Here is a 19,802-nt window from a genome sequence, read left to right on the forward strand (position 1 = left end):
GGCATAAAGCTTGGGTGACTCTAAGCCTTGATTTCTTCAAATATCAATAAGTTAGCTGTCTTAGTAGTAACTTGTTAGTGTGACAACCTTCTTATTAAGATAAATAGCCTAAGCAAAACGGTGGATAACTATGCAAACCAGCCCCAATCGCAGTGTGAATCATTCTTTTGAAAATGTGAGCCATAAGGACAGTGCAGATTATTTAGTGCTTGATAATATCAGTGTCAGCTTTGGTCATACTGAGGTGGTAAAGTCATTATCGATGCGTTTGAACCAAGGCGACATCGGCTGTTTGCTTGGATTTAGTGGCTGTGGTAAGACCACGGCTTTGCGTGCCATCGCTGGTCTTGAGCAGCCGCATCAAGGTAGGGTGGTGCTCAATGGCAAAACCTTAACTGATATTAATCAAGGTAAGGTTACTGTACAGGTTATGCCAGCTAAGCGTGATATGGGCATGGTGTTTCAAGACTATGCACTGTTTAGCCATCTGACAGTCAGTGAAAATATTGGCTTTGGTTTACACCGCTGGAGCAAGGCAGATAAGGCGGCACGTATACAAGAGATGCTAGAGTTGGTGGAATTGACTGAACACGCCAACAAGCGTATCAATCAGCTCTCAGGTGGTCAGCAGCAGCGCATTGCTTTAGCGCGCGCTTTGGCGCCTAAGCCTGAGCTGTTATTACTTGATGAGCCATTTTCAAACCTAGATATGATGCTGCGTGAGTCATTAGCAGCCAAGGTGCGAGACATCCTAAAGCGCACCCATACCACGGCCATCTTAGTCACCCACGATCAGCATGAAGCCTTTGCTATTGCTGATAAAATTGGGGTGATGCATAACGGTAAGCTTGCACAGTGGGCGACCCCTGATGAGCTGTATCATGAGCCCAGCAGTCCATTTATCGCCGAGTTTATCGGGGAGGGGGCCATGATTGATGGGGTCATTGAACAAGGTGTTATCAAGACTGCACTGGGGGATATTAAGCGCTATCCTGAGCCGATTCATGCCACTCATAAAGGCTTTGACTATGATACTTATTTTAGCCAAGGTGAGGTGTGTGAGTATGACTTTCCTAATGGCACCAAGATTAAAGTGCTCATTCGCCCAGATGACATAGTACATGATGATCATAGCACTCAGCATGCCATGGTGGTAGAGCGGGTGTTTCGCGGTGCCAACTTCTTATATCGTCTGCGTTTGGATAATGGCGAGGAAGTGCTGTCTTTGGTTTCAAGCCACCATGATCACCCCGTGGGCGCAGACATAGGGTTTCGGCCGCTAATGGCGCATGTGGTATTGTTCCAAGGTGATAATTTAGAAGACATGACCACGTGGCAGCGTATCTAATGGCTGACACACTAATTAATTCATTCATTAATCACAAACTGGTTAATCACAAACTAGATACTGACAGTTAAGCATCAAAAGAGGCCTGAACATGCAGGTAACGCCCCAGCCATTTATAAGGGGTTTGATCTGAATAGCGCAGCTCCATCTCAATTACAGCCTCAGGATTGGTGTGACCACCACGTTTTAGCGGCGCATAGTCATGAAACACACGCAGCCCGCTTACTTTATCAATCATAAAGCCTTGCGCCTTTAGCCAAGCGTCAGCTTCTTCATAGCTGACGGGGTTATTGGGCGTCAGGCTTTTTTTGTTGTCTGATTTGAAATTGGGGTTATTGAGCAAGTTAAAATTGCCCATAATCAGATTGCGGTATATGAAGCTTGCGGGGTTATAAAAGCACAGCGACAGTACGCCGGTGGGCGCAAGCCACTGTGCAAAAAATGGCATAATCTGTTGCGGCTCAGCCAACCATTCAAGCAGCGCATGACACAAAATCAAGTCATAGCTTTGTTTGTTGTGCTCCCCAAGCAAGTCCTCAAGCTGTTGATAGGGGCAGACTAACCAGTTTACTTGAGTCAACACGCCCAATTGTTCAGCACTTTTTTTGGCCTCAGTGAGCATGTTGTCTGAGATGTCATTGATCGTAACCATGTGACCTTGAGCGGCCAGCTGCAATGACAACTGAGCCAATCCAGCTCCCACATCAAGTATTTTTAATGGCCGCTTTAACTGAGCGGATAGCTGCTCGACTGTCTGAGCCAAGTCGCGCTTGAGCACTGCCAGACGAATCTCCCCTTTTAAGCCGCCATAGACTTTTTTGACAAAATGCTCGGTGATGGGATCAAAGTTACGGTCTTTATCTGCACTCATGTCAACTTAGCCTTTATCAAAAATAGGGGATAAAATGGGGTTAAAAAATCATAGATTGTAACCAAGTTAGCAGAATTTACCAACAAATATCCTATGCTTTTTGACGCAGGCTTAGAAGGTGTTTTTTTTCTGGCTGAAAATCACTGAATTTGGCAAGGGTTTTGGAGTTAATGTCAGTCAAATCGCCCGCTTGAGCGTAATTTATGCTAAAATACAGCAGGTAATTATTAGCATAAAAATTTAAAAAATAGTTTGCAGTTGTCCTCATAAAATTCGTGATTGCCGGGCTAAAAAACCAAGCCAAACTCCATGCTAAAAAATCACGCCCAAAAATGAGATCAGCTGCTAACATGGAGATGTATGTATGAGTGATTCGGTCAGTCCCATTGCCATCGTAGATGAGATGAAGCAATCCTACCTTGATTATGCGATGAGCGTTATTGTGTCTCGAGCATTACCTGATGTGAGAGACGGGCTGAAACCTGTGCATCGCCGTATCATGTACGCCATGCATCAGCTGTCAAACGACTACAATAAACCCTATAAAAAATCGGCCCGTGTGGTCGGTGACGTAATCGGTAAATATCACCCCCATGGTGATACTGCAGTGTATGATGCCATTGTGCGTATGGCGCAGGACTTTAGTCTTCGCTATCCTATGGTTGACGGTCAAGGTAACTTTGGTTCTATCGATGATGACCCTGCTGCAGCGATGCGTTATACCGAAGTTCGTATGACCAAGCTGACGCATCAAATGCTGGGTGATTTGGACAAAGATACTGTCGATTGGGAAGACAACTACGACGGCTCTGAGCGTATGCCAAGCGTTCTGCCTGCTCGTATCCCGAACCTATTGGTTAACGGTGCAACCGGTATTGCGGTTGGTATGGCCACCAACATGGCGCCACACAACTTAACTGAAGTATTAAATGCTTGCTTGGCCTATGCCGACAACCCCAATATCTCAAGTGAAGAGCTGACCAATTACATCTCCGGACCTGACTTTCCTACTGGTGGCATTATCTATGGCCGCTCAGGTATCGTTGATGCATACCGTACCGGTAAAGGCCGCTTACACATTCGTGGCCGCTATCATATTGAGCCGATGAGCGATACGGGTGTTAACCGTGATCGTGAGCGCATTGTATTTACCGAAATTCCTTATCAGTCTAACAAAGCCAAACTGATTGAGCGCATCGCAGAATTGGTTCGTGATAAAAAGATTGAGGGTATCTCTGAGATTCGTGATGAGTCCGATAAAGACGGTATGCGCATTGCCATTGACCTGCGCCGCGGTGAAGTGGCCGAAGTTATCGTCAATAACTTATTCTTGCAGACCCCACTTGAGTCAAGCTTTAGCATTAATATGGTGGCCTTAGATAATGGCCAGCCAAAGCTTATGACCTTACGTCAACTGATTGCCGCTTTCGTGCGTCACCGCCAAGAAGTAGTCACCCGCCGCACCATATTTGAATTAAATAAAGCCAAAGCCCGTGGTCATTTATTAGAAGGTTTGACCGTAGCGCTGGCCAATATCGATGACATCATCGCGACTATCAAAGAGTCGGCCAACCGCGGTGAAGCTCGTGAGAAGCTACTGGCTCAGATTTGGGATTCAGGAACAGTTGTCGCTATGCTACAGGCAGCGGGCCGTGGCACGCTAGCGGCGGGTGACTTACGCTCAGTACGTCCTGAATATATTGAGGGTGAGGATTTAAAAAATCCGTTTGGCCTGATTGATCAAGGCAACAATTACCGTCTATCGCTTGAGCAGGTCAATGCTATCTTAGAGATGCAGCTGCATCGTCTAACCGGTCTTGAGCAAGATAAATTAACCGAAGAGTATCAAGACTTATTGCGTCAAATCGCTGAGCTTGAATCTATTTTGGCAGATTTTGATAAGCTGATGATGGTTATCAAAAATGAAATGCTTGAGATTTTAGAGAACTTCGGTGATGAGCGACGTACTGATATTGTTGACTCACGTACCGACTTTAGCCGTGAAGATTTAATCCCAGAGCAAACAGTGGTATTAACCGTATCTCGTACCGGCTACGCTAAGACTCAGCCTATTAGCGATTATGTGGCACAAAAACGTGGTGGTAAGGGTAAATCTGCCACAGCGATGAAAGAAGATGATGTGATCGATCACTTAGTGGTCATCTCAACGCACGCAACGGTACTTTGCTTTACCGATAACGGCCGAGTGTTTAGCTTACGCGGCTTTGAAGTGCCGATTGCCAGCCGCGGTGCCCGTGGTCGCCCCTTAGTCAATATTATTGGGCTTGAGCCAGATGAAATTGTCACCACCATCTTGCCGATTCCGAATTTATCAGAAGAAATTGACAGCCATTTTGTGTTCTTTGCCACAGCGAACGGTACCGTTAAACGTGTCGAATTGTCACAATTTGCCAACATTCGCTCAAACGGTCTGATTGCTATTGGCCTAGAAGAGGGTGATAAGCTGGTGTCTGCACGCATTACCAACGGCGAGCAACAAGTGATGCTGTTTGCCTCAAGTGGTAAAGCCATCCGCTTTGATGAAAATGATGCCCGCGTTATGGGACGTACTGCCAAAGGCGTACGCGGTATGCGTATTGCAAATGATGAGTTTATCAAGTCGCTGGTAGTCATCGAAGAGGATGTGCAAGAGATTTTGATTGCTTGTGAAAATGGCTATGGTAAACGTACCCCTGTTGATGAGTTTAATGCCCAAAACCGTGGCGGCGGTGGTGTGATTGCCATCAAGACCAGTGAACGTAACGGCGCACTCGTTCGTGCCACTAAGGTTCAGCCAGAAGATGATATTATCTTAATCTCTAACAAAGGTACTTTGGTGCGTACCCCCGTGGCTCAAGTAGCAACCTCAGGTCGTAACACGCAAGGGGTTACCTTAATCCGTTTATCTAAGGATGAAGCCTTAGTGGCCATGGCACGAGTTGAAGATACCGGTGAAGAAGATGAGCTGGTTGAAGCCATGATTGAAGATGGCTTACTGACCGGTGACGTACTTGACGCGGATAAAGACAGTGACGTTGTGGACCACTCTGATACTCTAGAGTAGTTAGCTTGAGTAACAAAACAGTGCTATGACAACTCGCTTAGAGTGTATAGAATGCCGGCATAATCTGTCGGCATTTTTTATTTCATAATCAAGGATCGCTTATGTCTGATTTACATTTACATCACTTACAAAAGTCACGTTCGTTTCGTATTTTATGGCTTCTAGAAGAGCTGGGTGTGCCGTATCAACTGACCAGTTATGAGCGCAATAAATCTTTTTTAGCGCCTAAGAGCTTAGAGCGTATCCATCCTGTCGGAAAATCGCCGATTCTTGAAGTAAAAGGATTGGATCCTAAGCACCCTGATAACAGCACTGCTTTAATCGAATCTGGGCACATCATAGATTACCTCATGGCCAAATATGATACCAATTATGAGCTGCATCCAAAAACTGATGCCGATGATGCCGCTTGGCGTGACTATGACTTTTGGATGCATTATGCCGAAGCGTCTGCCATGCCAGCCTTGGTCATGCGGTTGGTATTTTCAAAAGTAGTGGAGCGCTCTCCGGCCCTAATTAAGCCCATCGCTAAAGGGATTCGTAAGCAAGTAGAAGCCTCTATGATTACTAAAAATGTTAATAATTCGCTAGAGTTGGTCGAACAAACCTTATCGAGTAATCAGTTTTTTGCAGGGAGCGAGTTTACGGCAGCGGACATTCAGATGGCATTTTTTGTTGAAGCGGCCAACTCAGGCGCAGGCCTTGATGAGGTGCGTTATACCAGTACTTTAAACTGGTTAAAGCGTTGCCAAGGTCGTCCGGCCTATAAAGCGGCAGTGGCAAAAGGAGGTAAGCTTGAGTTCTAAGCGTCAACACTCTCAATTGCACTCTGATGTACCCCAAAAACCGGAACTGCTCAAAAACAGCAAAATAAAGATTTTTGTTTTATTACTTTGTGTCGTCAGCTTCTATGCTGGGTGGCAAGCCAGCCGTTCGCACTTGGTCAAAGAGTGTCAGATGGCCGGTGCCCAAACTAGCGTTGAGCAAGGTCTGGTTTATTGTAAAATGCCTTAACAGCTGGACAAACAGATTTGGGTAAAAAAATTACCTAAATGATTGTTAAAATGACGAATATTGGGTGTTATGTCCTAAACCTGCGTTCCTTTTTTATGAAGGGTTCGCAGGTTTTTTTTGGTCAAAATATTGAAAAAAACACAGCTAAATCTTATATATAACACCAATTACCCCTTGGTCATCGAAAAAATTTGACATTGTTAAAAAACAAATAGAGATGACTTGAAAAGCTAAGACCCTAGCTGCATATATATAACAGAACAAAGCAATTTAAGTTAACAACAGGTGTATAGTATTTATGCCTTAAGTTAAAGATTGCTTTTAGACAATTGATATAAAAAATATAAAATACGCCTATTACAAGGACAATCCTATGAGATTTGATAAATTCACTCAAAAGCTACAAGCAGCGCTCCAACAAGCTCAAAGTCTGGCCATCGGTCGAGACCACACCAGTATTGCACCGGTGCATATTATGGCCGCTTTATTAGAAGATGAGTCTAATATCTCGGTGTGTCAGCAAGCCGGTGCCAGTATTCCGGCACTAAAAAATGGCGTGGCCAAAGCCTTGGACAATCAGGCAGTAATTGCCAATCCAACTGGTGAAGTCAACTTAAGCCCAGATGCGGTGAAAGTGCTTAACTTAGCTGACCGTCAAGCCCAAAAAGCGGGCGATGATTATATTGCTACCGAATGGTTATTATTGGTGTTAGCGGAACAAGGCGATACCAAAAAACTGTTTAATACAGCCGGTGTTACTGCTGAGAAATTAAAAGCGGTTATCGAACAATTGCGGGGAGAGCAGACTGTGGACAATCAAAATGCTGAAGATCAACGTGATGCGTTAAATAAATATACCATTAACCTAACTGAGCGTGCCGAGCTTGGTAAGCTTGATCCTGTGATTGGCCGAGATGAAGAGATTCGTCGTACCATTCAGGTGTTGTCACGCCGTACTAAGAATAACCCAGTACTTATCGGTGAGCCTGGTGTGGGTAAAACCGCTATTGTTGAGGGTTTGGCTCAAAAAATCGTTAATGGCGATGTGCCAGAGGGTCTGCGCCGTAAAGAGGTGTTATCGTTAGACTTAGGTGCCCTAATTGCTGGTGCAAAATATCGCGGTGAGTTTGAGGAGCGTCTAAAAAGCGTGCTCAATGATTTGGCCAAGCAAGAAGGCAATGTCATCTTATTTATCGATGAGCTACACACGATGGTGGGCGCAGGTAAGTCGGATGGGGCGATGGATGCTGGCAACATGTTAAAGCCTGCTTTAGCACGTGGTGAGCTACACTGTGTGGGTGCAACAACGCTGGATGAATACCGTCAGTATATTGAAAAAGATGCTGCCCTTGAGCGCCGTTTCCAAAAAGTATTGGTCGATGAGCCAACAGTCGAGGACACCATTGCCATCTTGCGTGGGCTAAAAGAGCGCTATGAGCTGCACCACGGGGTAGATATCCAAGACAGCGCTATTATTGCTGCGGCGCGCATGAGTCATCGTTATATCACCGACCGTAAGCTGCCTGATAAAGCCATTGACCTGGTGGATGAGGCCGCAAGCCGTCTGCGTATGGAGATGGACAGCAAGCCTGAAGCCTTAGGTAAGCTTGACAGCCGCTTAATTCAGCTAAAAATGCAGCGTGAAGTCTTAAAAAATGAAGAAGATGCTGGCGCTCAAGCAGAACGTAAGGTATTAGATGAGCAGATTGAAGAGCTTGAAAAAGAGTATGCTGATCTTAACGAGATTTGGCAGGCAGAAAAAGCGCTGGTCAAAGGCAGTCAGCAGCTAAAAGACGAGCTGGATAAAGCGCGTATTGCTTATGACAAAGCCAGCCGTGAGGGTGACTATGAGACCATGAGTAAGCTGCAGTATGAGACCATTCCGCAGCTAGAAAAACGCATCACCGAATCTGACTTAGCTGAGCAAAAAGAGCAGACGGGTGAAGGCAATGGTATCAAGCTGCTGCGCAATAAGGTAACCGATAACGAAATTGCTGAAGTGGTGGCGGCGGCTACCGGTATTCCGGTCAACAGAATGCTACAAGGTGAGCGTGAGAAGATGCTGACGATGGAGGAGCGCTTGCATGAGCGAGTCGTCGGTCAAGATGAAGCGGTGCAGTCAGTGGCCAATGCGGTGCGTCGTAGCCGTGCAGGTCTATCAGACCCCAACCGTCCATCAGGCTCTTTCTTATTCTTAGGCCCAACCGGTGTGGGTAAAACTGAGCTGACCAAATCACTGGCCAACTTCTTGTTCGATAGTGAGGATGCGATGGTGCGTATCGACATGAGTGAATTCATGGAGAAGCACAGTGTCAGCCGCTTAGTGGGTGCTCCTCCTGGCTATGTGGGCTATGAAGAGGGCGGTGTATTGACCGAAGCGGTTCGCCGTAAGCCTTATAGCGTTATCTTGTTCGATGAGGTAGAAAAAGCGCATCCTGATGTGTTTAACATTCTACTTCAGGTGCTTGATGATGGCCGTTTAACAGATTCACAGGGGCGAGTGGTGGATTTCAAAAACACAGTCATTATCATGACCAGTAACTTAGGCTCGCACAAAATCCAAGAGATGGCCGGTGATGATTATGAAGAAATCAAAGCATCAGTCATGGAATCTGTCGGTCAGCATTTCCGCCCTGAGTTTGTGAACCGTATCGATGAGATTGTGGTTTTCCATCCACTTGGTATGTCACAGATGGCCGGTATTGCCGACATCCAACTGGATCGTTTACGCAGCCGCTTAAAAGAGCGTGAGATGGACATCAAGCTGTCTGCTGATGCGATGCATATGCTGGTGGCTGTGGGTTATGACCCTGTGTATGGCGCACGTCCGCTAAAACGTGCTATCCAGCAGCAGATCGAAAACCCCTTGTCATTAAAGCTGTTGTCGGGTGAATTTGTCGCCGGTGATACCATCCAAGTGGATGTGGATGACGAAGATAACCTAGTTTTCACCAAAGCCTAACTGTGCTTAGAGCAGACGGATAGATGGCTGTATTTATCACACAGCACACCCCTTATCTACGTAAGTAGGTAAGGGGTTTTTTACTTTTAAGCCACAAGTCATCATATCAAGGCGGCTTAGATCAGTGACAGCGGCCAACACGTGGCTTATGATACTGTTGATTTAGTTAATATTATCTTCAAAATAAAAACAGCAGGCCATGCGCAAGCTTAGTTAAGAGTAACTGAGCTTTTTTTATGGATAATAAAGAGGCGGCTCACTATTTACTAGGGAGACATGGCTTAGGTTAATCAATAGGATTTTCATACTTTGATAAAAAAATCAATTAAAGTTGGTTAATTTATTACAGCAAAGCTGTTGCAAAAATTGCTTATTATTAAGAGGATTGTTAAGGTGGCTACTTTTTAAAACAAGGTAGATAAATGAGTGAGTTGAAAATTGGTCGATTGGGTCCTTTTCCCAAGGTCAATAAGCCGGTATTTATAGCCTCAGTTGTATTGATTGTCGGGTTTATCATTTTTGGGGCTCTATTTCCAAAAGTGGCCAATACCGTATTTACACAAGCCCAAAGCTTTATTACCCACAGATTTGGTTGGTTTTTTATTGTGGTCATGAATGCTGCAGTGGTGATGTGTCTGTATTTAATTTTTAGTAAATATGGCGACATTCGTCTGGGACATCAGACCGAAGCACCGCAGTATAGTTTGCCATCTTGGATTGGCATGTTGTTCTCGGCAGGCATCGGTATTGGTATTATGTACTGGGGTACTGCTGAGCCAGTGTACCATTTTATGGCACCACCTTTGGGCGAAAAAGAGACCGTGGAAGCCGCCAAACAGGCGATGAACATCTCATTTTTGCATTATGGTATTCATGCTTGGGCCATTTATGCGTTTGTGGCGCTGTCTTTGGCCTATTTTCATTTTCGCCGTGGTTTACCACTGGCCATTCGTTCAGCGCTATACCCTATATTAGGTAAGCGCATTTATGGCGGCTGGGGCCATACGGTAGATACCTTAGCGGTATTTGGTACCATGTTCGGTGTGGTGACAACTTTGGGTCTTGGCGTGTTACAGATTAACTCAGGTCTAGAGGGTCTATTTAATCTGCCCAACAACATCACCATACAGATTGTGTTGATCGGCTTTATTACCTTACTGGCCTGTGGCTCATTAATGCTAGGCTTGGACAAAGGTATCAAGCGGTTAAGCGATCTTAATATCTTTTTGACCTTTGTGCTGTTGGCTTTTGCTTTTATATTGGGCCCCAGTCAGTACATTATGGACAGTTTCGTCGAAAATATTGGTAATTATGTCCAAAACCTAATTCAGTTGGCCTTTTGGAATGAAGCTTACTCTAAGACAGATTGGCAGTCTGCTTGGACCATTTTCTATTGGGCTTGGTGGGTAAGTTGGTCACCTTTTGTTGGTGTCTTTATTGCTCGTATTAGCCGTGGCCGCACCATTCGTGAGTTTTTATTGGGCGTGCTATTTGTGCCAATGGCTATTTTATTCTTCTGGTTCACTACCTTTGGTGGGGTGGCGGTGAATATGGAGCTACTAGGCAACCCAGGCTTTATCGAAGTGGTGCAAAATGATTATGGTAATGCCATCTTCAAACTGATGGAGTTCTACCCCTTTACTCAGGCCACCACCATGCTGATTGTGGTGATGATTGTGCTGTGGTTTGTGACCTCATCAGACTCTGCAAGCTTCGTGATTGATATGTTAACCTCAGGTGGTGATGCCAATCCTCCTAAGATTCAACGTCTATTTTGGGCAGTGGCTCAAGGATTGGTAGCTGCTATTTTGCTGGCAGCAGGTGGATTGGGTGCGTTACAAGCGGCAGCTATTGTGGCAGGCTTTCCATTTGCCGTGGTGATAGTGGTGATGATGTACTCCTTAATGCGAGGTTTAAGCCGTGACCGTTTAATCTTATACCGCGCTCATCAGTGGTTTATTACCGAGGAGTCGGCTGAGCACAATACTGCTGATGAATTCGTTGATGAAGAGCTGTTGAAAGGCCCTCCTAAGATTATCTCAGGTGATTAACAGCGCATAAGTATAGCGTAGCAAAAAAAATAGCCCACAAACGTGGGCTATTTTTCTGTCTGATAAAAAACAGAAAGCGGGTTAACGCCGATAATCTGATCTATTTTTGCGCTGAGCCGGTTTGTACATATTTATCGAAGTTCTCAGCATAGTCATCTAAGTTGTCACTGAGCATTTGGCGATACTGCTTGGTATAAAACTCGATAATCTCTTGTTTTTCTTTAGCCAAATCACTGCCTTTAACGAAGCCGATTGAAGCCACAGAAGAGCTATAGCGAGCTGCAGCATACAACAAAGAGGCGCCTACTTGACCTGAGTGTGATTCTGGACCTAATTGGCTGTTGGCCAATTCAATGATGGCATCAGCACGTTTGTAAAAGGCTTCGATGTCTTTTGACAACTCAGGGGTTTGGGTGGTGTTATTGTCGGTCATAATAGATTCAACTTATTTACTTTAAAATTTAGAGCCGTTGTTTATTCTTTATAGCGCTTACTATGAGATATTGGCTAAATATTGGCATCTGCTCTTAGGATTTCGGCTTTATCGGTTTTTTCCCAAGTAAAGGCAGTCTCAGAGCCTGGGCGACCGAAGTGACCATAAGTGGCCGTCTGTTGGTACATAGGCTGTAGCAGATTTAACATGTGGGTAATACCATAAGGGCGCAAGTCAAAGTGGGTGCGGATAAGCTCAATGATCACCTCAGCGCTAACTTTGGCTGTCCCAAAAGTATTGACTGAAATGGAGGTTGGCTCAGCAACCCCAATGGCGTAACTGATCTGAACTTCACAGCGCTCAGCCAGACCTGCGGCCACGATATTTTTGGCCACATAACGACCCGCATAAGCCGCACTACGGTCCACTTTTGATGGGTCTTTACCACTAAAGGCACCGCCACCATGACGCGCCATACCGCCGTAAGTGTCTACAATAATTTTACGACCTGTTAGACCGGCGTCGCCTACAGGGCCACCGATGACGAATTTACCGGTGGGGTTAATGTGATAGCGAGTACCGGCATGTAATAATTCAGCAGGCAACACATGCTTGATGATGTTTTCCATCACAGCTTCTTGTAAATCAGCTTGTGAGATGTCTGGATCATGCTGAGTCGACAGTACCACTGCGTCAATGGCTGATGGGGTACCGTTGGTGTATTTTAAAGTGACCTGAGCTTTGGCATCTGGACGCAGCCATTTTAGCTCACCTGAGCGGCGCAGCTCTGATTGACGCTCCATCAAGCGGTGTGCAAATTCGATAGGCGCTGGCATTAATACTTCAGTTTCGTTACTGGCATAACCAAACATTAAGCCCTGATCGCCTGCACCTTGGTCTTCTGGATTCATGCGGTCAACACCCTGAGCGATTTCAGGAGACTGTTTGCCAATCATGTTTATAACGGCACAGGTTTCACCATCAAAGCCTAGGTCTGAATGGTTGTAACCGATACTGTTGACCGTATCACGGACGATACGCTCGATATCGATGTTGGCGGTGGTTGAGATTTCGCCCGCTAAAACCACTGCTCCCGTTTTTACTAAGGTTTCACAGGCCACACGGGCGTGTAAATCTTCACGCATAATAGCATCAAGCAACGCATCTGATATTTGATCTGCCATTTTATCTGGATGGCCTTCACTTACAGATTCTGAGGTAAAAAGTTGATAGTCATGCATAATGAGGGAGTCACTTATAGTCAGGGCTTGTGTTCAGGAACTTGCGATTTTCATCCGATAGAGTTTTAAAAAACATACGACAGAGCTTTAAAAAAGACCAAGACGATAATCGATAAAATCTGACAAGACAAACGTAGAATTTAAAATAGCATATTTTACCTTGAAGTTGGCCAAAACTCTAGTGACTTGGCCACTATTCATCGGTCGAAAACGGCTTAGTTAGTTTTAGCATAAGTCAAAGCACAAAAATGAGCCCAAAAACATCACATCTCAGCAAATAGTTGTTTGTCTTTGAACATACACTCTGTATAAACAGGGCAAGCGCCGCATTTTGGAGTGCGTGCTTGACAGGTGTAGCGGCCGTGCAAAATCAAATAATGATGGGCATCGAGTATAAAATCATCAGGGACACGTTCAATCAGCTTATGTTCGACTGCCAGAACCGTTTTGCCAGTGGCAAGTCCCGTGCGATTGCTGACTCGAAAGATATGGGTATCGACTGCCATTGTGGGCTGGCCGAAGGCGGTATTTAATACCACGTTGGCGGTTTTTCGGCCGACACCTGCTAGCGCCTCTAAGTCTTTGCGGTTATCAGGCACCACGCTGTTGTGTTTATCGACTAAGTCTTTACAGGCCTTAATCACATTTTTGGCTTTTGAATTATACAGGCCAATGGTTTTGATGTACTGTTTCAAGCCCTCTTCACCCAGCGCATAGATTGCCTCGGGGGTATTGGCCACTGCAAACAGCTTGCGGGTGGCAATATTGACACTGACATCGGTAGCTTGCGCCGATAAGATAACCGCGATAAGCAGCTCAAAGTTACTGCTGTATTCAAGCTCTGTGACCGGCTCATCGATGGCTGCGGCCAGTTTCTCAAAAAAAGGGCGTACATCGCGATTGGGTAGGCGTCTTGATGGCGGGGTATCGGCTGTTTTGTGTTTAACCACTTTACTCATAACTCTACACTCATAAAATAGCTTGGCAATTAACCGGCAATAAGCATCAACTGCTGTTTGAGCGCATCAAGCTCAGCTTGCTTGGTAGCATTGGCACGCACGCTAAGCTGCTTTTCAAGCTTTTTGATTTTGGTACGTAGTTTGGCTGCAGCAATGGTGGCTTTGGCCTGATCTTCGTCAATGTCGAGGCTTTGATGCGAGGCATTACCAATCATGGTCTCTACCATACTAGTCACCGGCTTGGCATGGGTATTGTCTGTCATCTGCTGCGCCACACGGTTTAGGTGAGTGTGATAGCGTTGTCTTAAATGCGCCTGCTCTTTGGCTCTATACTCCGGCGTTTCAAGCGCTATATCGCGTGGCAGCTCCACCAGGTCAATACAGTCAACTGGACAGGGCGCTAGGCACAGCTCGCAGCCTGTACATAGGTCGGTAAAGATGGTGTGCATGTGCTTGCCGGTGCCAATGATGGCATCCACTGGGCATGCTGGAATACACTTGGTACAGCCGATGCAGTCATCTTCACGGATAATGGCACGCACTTCAGTAGGGCGGCCGGTATGAGCATCCACAGGCCATTGTGACTGACGCACAGGCAGCGACTCACGGCCTAAAATATCAGCTATATCATTACTGACAGGCTGACCGCCGGGTACACACTTATTATGCGCTTCATCATCAACCACTATGGCCACAGCATAAGGCAGGCAGCCGTCAGGATGATCACACAGCCCGCACTGAGTCTGAGGTAAGATGGCATCTACAGCAGCAATGCGCTCACGCTGTTGTGCAGGCAGGCTCTCAAGCCCTAAGCGATTAAATAAGATGGGAAGGGCGTTTAATCGATCAGTGCTCACAAGTACCTCAAAATAAGTTGAATAAAATGAAAACAGGCCGTTTACGCCGCCAATACTTTGGCCAAACTGCTATTGGCCACCTGCATAGCATATTGGCCGATAGGGTAGTTTTGTTGGCGTGCGCTAAGCTGATGGTCAATGGCCAATAATACAGTGGCAAGGTTGGCAAACGTATCATACGTCTGCTCCTGTTTTTTAGGGTGCTTATTATCATCAATATATAAGCTTTCATCAAGCTGTAGTCGCAAGCGGTTAATCATATTGGCCGCATCGCTTAATGCCAAAAATTGTAGCGCACCGGCGAGTTGTTTGAGCGTCGCTGGGATCTGTTGTAGCAAGCTTTGAGGCTGCACAGATGCATTGGTATTAGAGGCGTGTAAATTATCAAGATACTCACCAATTGCTTGCTCAAGCTGGCGAATAACACGGCGGCTTTGCTTAATGAGCTGTTGATAGGCGGTATCTAGCTGATAAATTGAAATATTAGCATTATTAATTTGTTGCATGGCGGCACCAGGGATATGTGCTTTGGATAAGCCTATAGCAGCATTCTCGGCAACCATCAGCTGAGATAGCAATATATCAAGCTGCTCATCATTTGGGAGATGCCATTTACCAATCTCCTGAATGCTATTTTGTAAGCTCTGGGCGGCTTTTGGTAAGTTTAACAGCTGGAAGATTGAGGCCAGCTGAGCCAACTTATCTGTCGCGCTATGAAACTTAGGCACGACTGGCTGCTCTGAACCATCAGCAGATAAAGATACATTAATTTGGGCATCGATATCGGCTTTGATGTCATTGATTTGCTGCTGAATCAAAGTATGTATGGTGCCGGTGATTTTTTGATCGGGCCCATGCAAAAACTGCTTAAACTGTTTTAATTGCGAGTCACTTAATTTATTGGCAGTGACTTGCTGTCTTAAGCGGCCGGCAAGCTCACCAGGTTGCAAGCAGGCAAAACTGACAAGTTCAGCGAAGCGGCGATTATCGGTTGGCAAGTCGGTATTAAACTGCTGATCAATAAAGATAAATAGCCGTTTTTGTGCTGGCTGCAGCGGTAATAGTTCTGCCAAATGCTGGGTAGCCACTTGAGCGGCTCGCCAAAATAGGCTGTCTGATTGATCCGCAATAACTGTGCAGGCTTGATGCATGGCGCTAATCTTGTCTCGTTCAGAGTCGGTCAATTTTGAGGTTTTGGCGCTCAATACAACCGCAAGGCCTGCGCGATAAGCAGTGGTAAGTAGCTCATGATTGAGCCCTAACTTAGCCACCGGCTGAAAGTTTTGGGCAGGATTGGCTAAGATTATATGTTGATAACCGCTTAGGCCTTCTACACTGACAGCCGTCTCGCTAATTAGGCTGTGTCCTAATAAGCCATTAATTTTATTGATAATAGGCAATAGTAATGAGGGTTCTAGTGTCTCTTGAAGTAGCACAAACTCCACATAACGGGCCTGAATCATAATCGCTTCTAACAGACTTAAAATCAGCGCTTTTTTGCTATTATCACCGTGATCATAAAGGTGCTTAAACCCTGCTGATAATGCGTGTGCCAACTCACTACTGCCATAAAGTGAGATTAACTTAAACACTGAGCCTAACTGCGCCAGCATCGCCGCTGAGTCCAAAAGCAGTGGGGCCTGCGCTTTATCATTATAAAACTCACTTAGATGCTTTTCGCAATTATCTAAGATCATTTGGATTTCTGGGCGCAGCAGATAAAGCGCTGATAAATCAAAGTTTGTGATACTAATGGCTTGTGGTGGCGCTAAGCGCTGTGATGAGGCTGATGAGATCATAGAGGTTACCAAGTAATAAATAAATCCATATAGCTACTTATGGCGCGAGTATGTCCTTATTGCGTCTTTATCACTGTAGTACAAACTTAGCTATCAATCAATCACAGCTTAGCTTACGGCAAGATATAAGTTGTCGGCCAGACTCACATCATACACCAAGGGTCTACTAAATCCTTGCTGCTGCGCCTGAGTGGGGCGGACAAAAGGCTTTTGTAGCAGCACACTTGGCACTTGCGTGTCTTGGGTAACTTGATAAAAACAGCTAACCCCTTGGGTTTGGGACAAATTGGGGTATTTTTTTAATAACTTGGCCACCCACAGGACATGATCGCTTAGAGGGGCTTTGGCGGTAACCAGCTTATCTGCCAAATGCGCAAAGCTTGCGTGCGAGCCTGCGCCTTCGCTTTGGGTATCTTCATCAATGGCTAAGGCAACCTGGCCGCCGGTCATGGCCAGATATACCTCGGCTAAAATCTCCGAGTCGAGTAAGGCGCCATGGAAGGTGCGGTCCATCTTACCCACATTCAAGCGGCGTACCAAGGCATCCAAAGTATTCTTTTGGCCTGGATACTGCTGCTTGGCCAACGCTAAAGAGTCGGTGATTTTTATTTGATCAGCAAAACCGGTCAATCCCACTCGATCAAATTCCATCGATAAGAAGCTGATATCGAACGAAGCGTTGTGCGCGATTATCTCAGCGCCGAGCATAAACTCATATAACGGCTTGGCGATCTGACCAAAGGTAGGTTTGTCTGCCAAAAAAGCTTCACTAATACCATGAACTCGGATAACTTCTTCATCCATACCACGCTCAGGGTTGATATAGACATGCAGTTTCTCGCCGGTAAATTTGCGATCCACCAGCTCAATGATACCCACCTCAACAATGCGATCACCTTTTAGCGCATCTAGTCCGGTGGTCTCGGTATCCATAATCAGCTGGCGACCGCTAAGACCGCGGTTAATAGGCTGCGGCAGTAATGGCTTAAAATGAGGGTTGGCTCGGCTGGTATCGCCATCAAATGCCACCTCTGGGGTGTTAGCTTCTAGTGACTCAGCCATTTGCGGCGCCATAGCATCTTGCGGTGCCGCAGTGTCCCTCAAGTCTTGATCAGGTGTGGCTTGCGGCATAGGCTCAGCGTCTAATGCCTTATTGTCAAAGTCTGCAGGGTCTTGGGCAGCATAATAGTCATCATACTCAGCAGGCTCTTGGGTGTCAGCTTCCATCTCATCGAAGCCTAAGGGGTCGTTAAGCAGCCAGTCGGTTTTAGAATTATCAGGAGTCATAGAGGCAGTATTCTTAATATTTTGAGAGAGCGGTGGGAGAGTGTCGGCATCAGTCAAGCCGGTGCTGGGTGTCAGGCTTGGCTTAGGCGTTTGAGTTAGTTTTTTTTTAAGTCCTCTGAGGAGGATAAAATACCACGATTGGCCAGCTCATCCGCCTTTTCGTTGCCTTCATGGCCTGCATGGCCTTTTACCCAGTACCAGCTGACGTCGCGGCCGCTTTGCAAGCTATCTAAGCGCTGCCACAGTTCTTGGTTTTTAACCGGTTTATTCGCAGCAGTTTTCCAGCCCTTTTTCTTCCAGCCTTGTATCCATAGAGTAATGCCATTTTTCACATAACTTGAATCGGTCCAAATCTCTAATAGCTGATCCTTTGGGCTTTGTTGTAGCGCAACAATGGCACCCATCAGCTCCATCTGGTTATTGGTGGTGTGTTTTTCGCCGCCAAAATACTCCACTTGCTCTCCGCTGCTGAGTACCAACAATGTACCCCAGCCGCCAGGGCCAGGATTACCCTTACAAGCGCCGTCAGTAAAAGCTATGGTGGTATTGGGTTTGGGATGCAAAACAGACATAAAAGCTCACAGCAGATAAGATTGGCAAAAAAGTAGTCACTGGCCAATAGGAAAATAATCGTATTAGCCAAAAATCAGGCAGGCGCTGCCCAAATTGTGCCCTTAGTATAACAAAAATAGCGACGCTATTTGAGCTGGCGTAGTTAATATTTGATAAGCGTACCCAGAAGGGCTGTAAGTTTGTTAAAATGGCAATCTGCTTAACGGCTTAGACCCTTTTATTATGATTGGAAATACTATTTTGAAATCACTAAATTTATCCAATATAGCTTCTACCTTACTGCTAACGGGCGCTGCGGTGCTGGCAGGCTGTGACAGTCACGATGCCCCTGAGGGTCAGACCATGGACAGTGCAGAGGATGTAACCTCTGCTGCCTCTATCAAAAAGCATGCTGAGCTGTTTGCAGGCTGTTATACCGTCAGCCATGAAGAGCCAGCTCAAATTAAAGTCAGCGAGCAAGCGGGCAAGCTGGTGATGCAAATGAAAGAGCCCAAATCTGCCAATAGAGTATGGGATGATCCAGAGCCGCTTGAGCCAATGCCCTTAAAGCAGGCAGATAAGTATTTTCCTGTCAAGCCCGAGGACTTAACGGCCATGATAGGTCGTCCGGATAGAGTGCTGGTAATGGCGAATGTCAAGCAGGCCTATGTCAATATTGACCCCTCATTAGACAGTCCGTATTTGGGCTATATCTTGCAAGGTCAAAACACCATTTATAAAGTGGATTGTGATGACACACCAGCGCAAGAAATGCAGTCCAATCCGCATAGCAATATAGCCGGTATGGAAGAGGTGGGCAATATCACCATTAGGCCAGCGGGTAAGGTTGAGTAGCTTGGCCGTTATTTTGTATCTTCGCTATTTTAAATAATGATAAGTTAGGTAGGCAAAGCTAAGCCTTATCGAGCCTATGGCATCGGTGGGGCGGCTTCATGAGTAGGAATTCAGCCATGGGTTTTTTAAATTATTTATTGATGGGCGCTTTGGCTTATGCTGCCGGCTGGGCAATTAGGCTGTATGTCTTAGAAAAAGGGCCAAGACCTAATCAGCCTTATGGGCTCAAACATCCCAAAATTAGACTGTATTTAGCGCTGTTTTTTGCCCTGATGCTGCTGATTTCTGTATTACTGGGGCGATTTGTACTGGGTCATGCCAGCCTTGATGTGCCTTTTGTGGTCGTCAACAGCCTTGTGGCGACTTTTGTGTTCTCTTTTGGCCTAAGCCCTGATCACATTCGTCACGACCTGCCAGAGTAGAAGATAAGCTGCGGGGTCATGCCAGCCAGCTTAAGCGTTTTTGTTCATATGTTTCACCCATAAAAAATGGCGCTATGTATAGCGCCA

At 45.9% G+C, this 19,802-nt stretch carries 17 protein-coding genes; 8 read left to right on the forward strand and 9 right to left on the reverse strand.

All coding sequences use genetic code 11. The features are described 5' to 3' along the window. The first annotated feature begins 130 nt into the window (after positions 1 to 130). Positions 131 to 1,348 (forward strand): ABC transporter ATP-binding protein, encoded by a 1,218-nt coding sequence (locus tag DLE54_RS04395; protein ID WP_197708909.1) that lies wholly within the window; start codon positions 131 to 133, stop codon positions 1,346 to 1,348. A 67-nt stretch (positions 1,349 to 1,415) separates the two neighbouring features. Here the strand turns inward: DLE54_RS04395 and DLE54_RS04400 are convergent, their stop codons facing one another. Both DLE54_RS04400 and DLE54_RS04405 read right to left on the reverse strand, forming a co-directional pair. Further along, the gene (locus tag DLE54_RS04400; protein WP_110816382.1) at positions 1,416 to 2,219 is read right to left on the reverse strand and encodes a methyltransferase domain-containing protein; all 804 of its coding nucleotides are present in this window, start codon (positions 2,217 to 2,219) and stop codon (positions 1,416 to 1,418) included. A 91-nt stretch (positions 2,220 to 2,310) separates the two neighbouring features. Continuing rightward, on the reverse strand, positions 2,311 to 2,571 hold the full coding sequence (locus tag DLE54_RS04405) for a hypothetical protein (RefSeq protein WP_110816383.1): 261 nt from the start codon (positions 2,569 to 2,571) through the stop codon (positions 2,311 to 2,313). Between the two features lie 12 nt (positions 2,572 to 2,583). Between DLE54_RS04405 and gyrA the strand changes: the two genes are divergently transcribed. From gyrA to DLE54_RS04430, 5 genes are all read left to right on the forward strand, one after another. Then, positions 2,584 to 5,283, forward strand: a complete 2,700-nt coding sequence (gyrA, locus tag DLE54_RS04410) for a DNA gyrase subunit A (RefSeq protein WP_110816384.1) — start codon at positions 2,584 to 2,586, stop codon at positions 5,281 to 5,283. A gap of 101 nt (positions 5,284 to 5,384) precedes the next feature. Then, positions 5,385 to 6,089 (forward strand): glutathione S-transferase, encoded by a 705-nt coding sequence (locus DLE54_RS04415; RefSeq protein WP_110816385.1) that lies wholly within the window; start codon positions 5,385 to 5,387, stop codon positions 6,087 to 6,089. Continuing rightward, positions 6,079 to 6,297: a hypothetical protein gene (locus DLE54_RS04420; protein ID WP_011960148.1), complete on the forward strand. Its 219-nt coding sequence runs from the start codon at positions 6,079 to 6,081 to the stop codon at positions 6,295 to 6,297. The genes DLE54_RS04415 and DLE54_RS04420 overlap by 11 nt, the downstream gene beginning before the upstream one ends. Positions 6,298 to 6,670: 373 nt before the next feature. After that, complete coding sequence (gene clpB, locus DLE54_RS04425; RefSeq protein WP_110816386.1) at positions 6,671 to 9,259, forward strand: ATP-dependent chaperone ClpB; 2,589 nt, start codon at positions 6,671 to 6,673, stop codon at positions 9,257 to 9,259. 422 nt (positions 9,260 to 9,681) lie between these two features. Continuing rightward, positions 9,682 to 11,310: a BCCT family transporter gene (locus DLE54_RS04430; RefSeq protein WP_110816387.1), complete on the forward strand. Its 1,629-nt coding sequence runs from the start codon at positions 9,682 to 9,684 to the stop codon at positions 11,308 to 11,310. 100 nt (positions 11,311 to 11,410) lie between these two features. Here the strand turns inward: DLE54_RS04430 and DLE54_RS04435 are convergent, their stop codons facing one another. The 7 genes from DLE54_RS04435 to rnhA form a co-directional block, all read right to left on the reverse strand. Then, on the reverse strand, positions 11,411 to 11,743 hold the full coding sequence (locus DLE54_RS04435; protein WP_011960151.1) for a DUF3144 domain-containing protein: 333 nt from the start codon (positions 11,741 to 11,743) through the stop codon (positions 11,411 to 11,413). A gap of 74 nt (positions 11,744 to 11,817) precedes the next feature. After that, positions 11,818 to 12,984 carry a methionine adenosyltransferase gene (gene metK / locus DLE54_RS04440; protein WP_110816388.1) on the reverse strand — a complete coding sequence of 389 codons (1,167 nt, stop codon included), beginning with the start codon at positions 12,982 to 12,984 and terminating at the stop codon, positions 11,818 to 11,820. 263 nt (positions 12,985 to 13,247) lie between these two features. Further along, a complete protein-coding gene (gene nth / locus DLE54_RS04445; protein WP_011960153.1) occupies positions 13,248 to 13,943 on the reverse strand; it encodes an endonuclease III in 696 nt (231 codons plus the stop codon). A 29-nt stretch (positions 13,944 to 13,972) separates the two neighbouring features. Then, complete coding sequence (locus DLE54_RS04450) at positions 13,973 to 14,800, reverse strand: RnfABCDGE type electron transport complex subunit B (protein ID WP_011960154.1); 828 nt, start codon at positions 14,798 to 14,800, stop codon at positions 13,973 to 13,975. A 41-nt stretch (positions 14,801 to 14,841) separates the two neighbouring features. Next, positions 14,842 to 16,599, reverse strand: coding sequence for a hypothetical protein (locus DLE54_RS04455; RefSeq protein WP_110816389.1), 1,758 nt, complete (start codon positions 16,597 to 16,599; stop codon positions 14,842 to 14,844). A 108-nt stretch (positions 16,600 to 16,707) separates the two neighbouring features. Then, positions 16,708 to 17,886, reverse strand: coding sequence for a DNA polymerase III subunit epsilon (dnaQ, locus tag DLE54_RS04460; RefSeq protein WP_110816390.1), 1,179 nt, complete (start codon positions 17,884 to 17,886; stop codon positions 16,708 to 16,710). 95 nt (positions 17,887 to 17,981) lie between these two features. Beyond that, positions 17,982 to 18,458, reverse strand: coding sequence for a ribonuclease HI (rnhA, locus tag DLE54_RS12240; protein WP_110816391.1), 477 nt, complete (start codon positions 18,456 to 18,458; stop codon positions 17,982 to 17,984). 241 nt (positions 18,459 to 18,699) lie between these two features. Between rnhA and DLE54_RS04470 the strand changes: the two genes are divergently transcribed. Both DLE54_RS04470 and DLE54_RS04475 read left to right on the forward strand, forming a co-directional pair. Beyond that, positions 18,700 to 19,293: a hypothetical protein gene (locus DLE54_RS04470; protein ID WP_227535522.1), complete on the forward strand. Its 594-nt coding sequence runs from the start codon at positions 18,700 to 18,702 to the stop codon at positions 19,291 to 19,293. A 98-nt stretch (positions 19,294 to 19,391) separates the two neighbouring features. Then, entirely contained in the window at positions 19,392 to 19,715 is a 324-nt protein-coding gene (locus DLE54_RS04475) for a hypothetical protein (protein WP_227535524.1), read from the forward strand. Positions 19,716 to 19,802 lie beyond the last annotated feature (87 nt).

This window comes from Psychrobacter sp. YP14, assembly GCF_003209315.1.
Taxonomy (GTDB): Bacteria; Pseudomonadota; Gammaproteobacteria; order Pseudomonadales; family Moraxellaceae; genus Psychrobacter; species Psychrobacter raelei.

Coding starts and splice junctions, on each gene's coding strand:
- DLE54_RS04395 (WP_197708909.1), top strand. CDS start 131: ATGCAAACCAGCCCCAATCGCAGTGTGAATCATTCTTTTGAAAATGTG.
- DLE54_RS04400 (WP_110816382.1), bottom strand. CDS start 2,219: ATGAGTGCAGATAAAGACCGTAACTTTGATCCCATCACCGAGCATTTT.
- DLE54_RS04405 (WP_110816383.1), bottom strand. CDS start 2,571: ATGTTAGCAGCTGATCTCATTTTTGGGCGTGATTTTTTAGCATGGAGT.
- gyrA (WP_110816384.1), top strand. CDS start 2,584: ATGAGTGATTCGGTCAGTCCCATTGCCATCGTAGATGAGATGAAGCAA.
- DLE54_RS04415 (WP_110816385.1), top strand. CDS start 5,385: ATGTCTGATTTACATTTACATCACTTACAAAAGTCACGTTCGTTTCGT.
- clpB (WP_110816386.1), top strand. CDS start 6,671: ATGAGATTTGATAAATTCACTCAAAAGCTACAAGCAGCGCTCCAACAA.
- DLE54_RS04430 (WP_110816387.1), top strand. CDS start 9,682: ATGAGTGAGTTGAAAATTGGTCGATTGGGTCCTTTTCCCAAGGTCAAT.
- DLE54_RS04435 (WP_011960151.1), bottom strand. CDS start 11,743: ATGACCGACAATAACACCACCCAAACCCCTGAGTTGTCAAAAGACATC.
- metK (WP_110816388.1), bottom strand. CDS start 12,984: ATGCATGACTATCAACTTTTTACCTCAGAATCTGTAAGTGAAGGCCAT.
- nth (WP_011960153.1), bottom strand. CDS start 13,943: ATGAGTAAAGTGGTTAAACACAAAACAGCCGATACCCCGCCATCAAGA.
- DLE54_RS04455 (WP_110816389.1), bottom strand. CDS start 16,599: ATGATCTCATCAGCCTCATCACAGCGCTTAGCGCCACCACAAGCCATT.
- dnaQ (WP_110816390.1), bottom strand. CDS start 17,886: ATGACTCCTGATAATTCTAAAACCGACTGGCTGCTTAACGACCCCTTA.
- rnhA (WP_110816391.1), bottom strand. CDS start 18,458: ATGTCTGTTTTGCATCCCAAACCCAATACCACCATAGCTTTTACTGAC.
- DLE54_RS04475 (WP_227535524.1), top strand. CDS start 19,392: ATGAGTAGGAATTCAGCCATGGGTTTTTTAAATTATTTATTGATGGGC.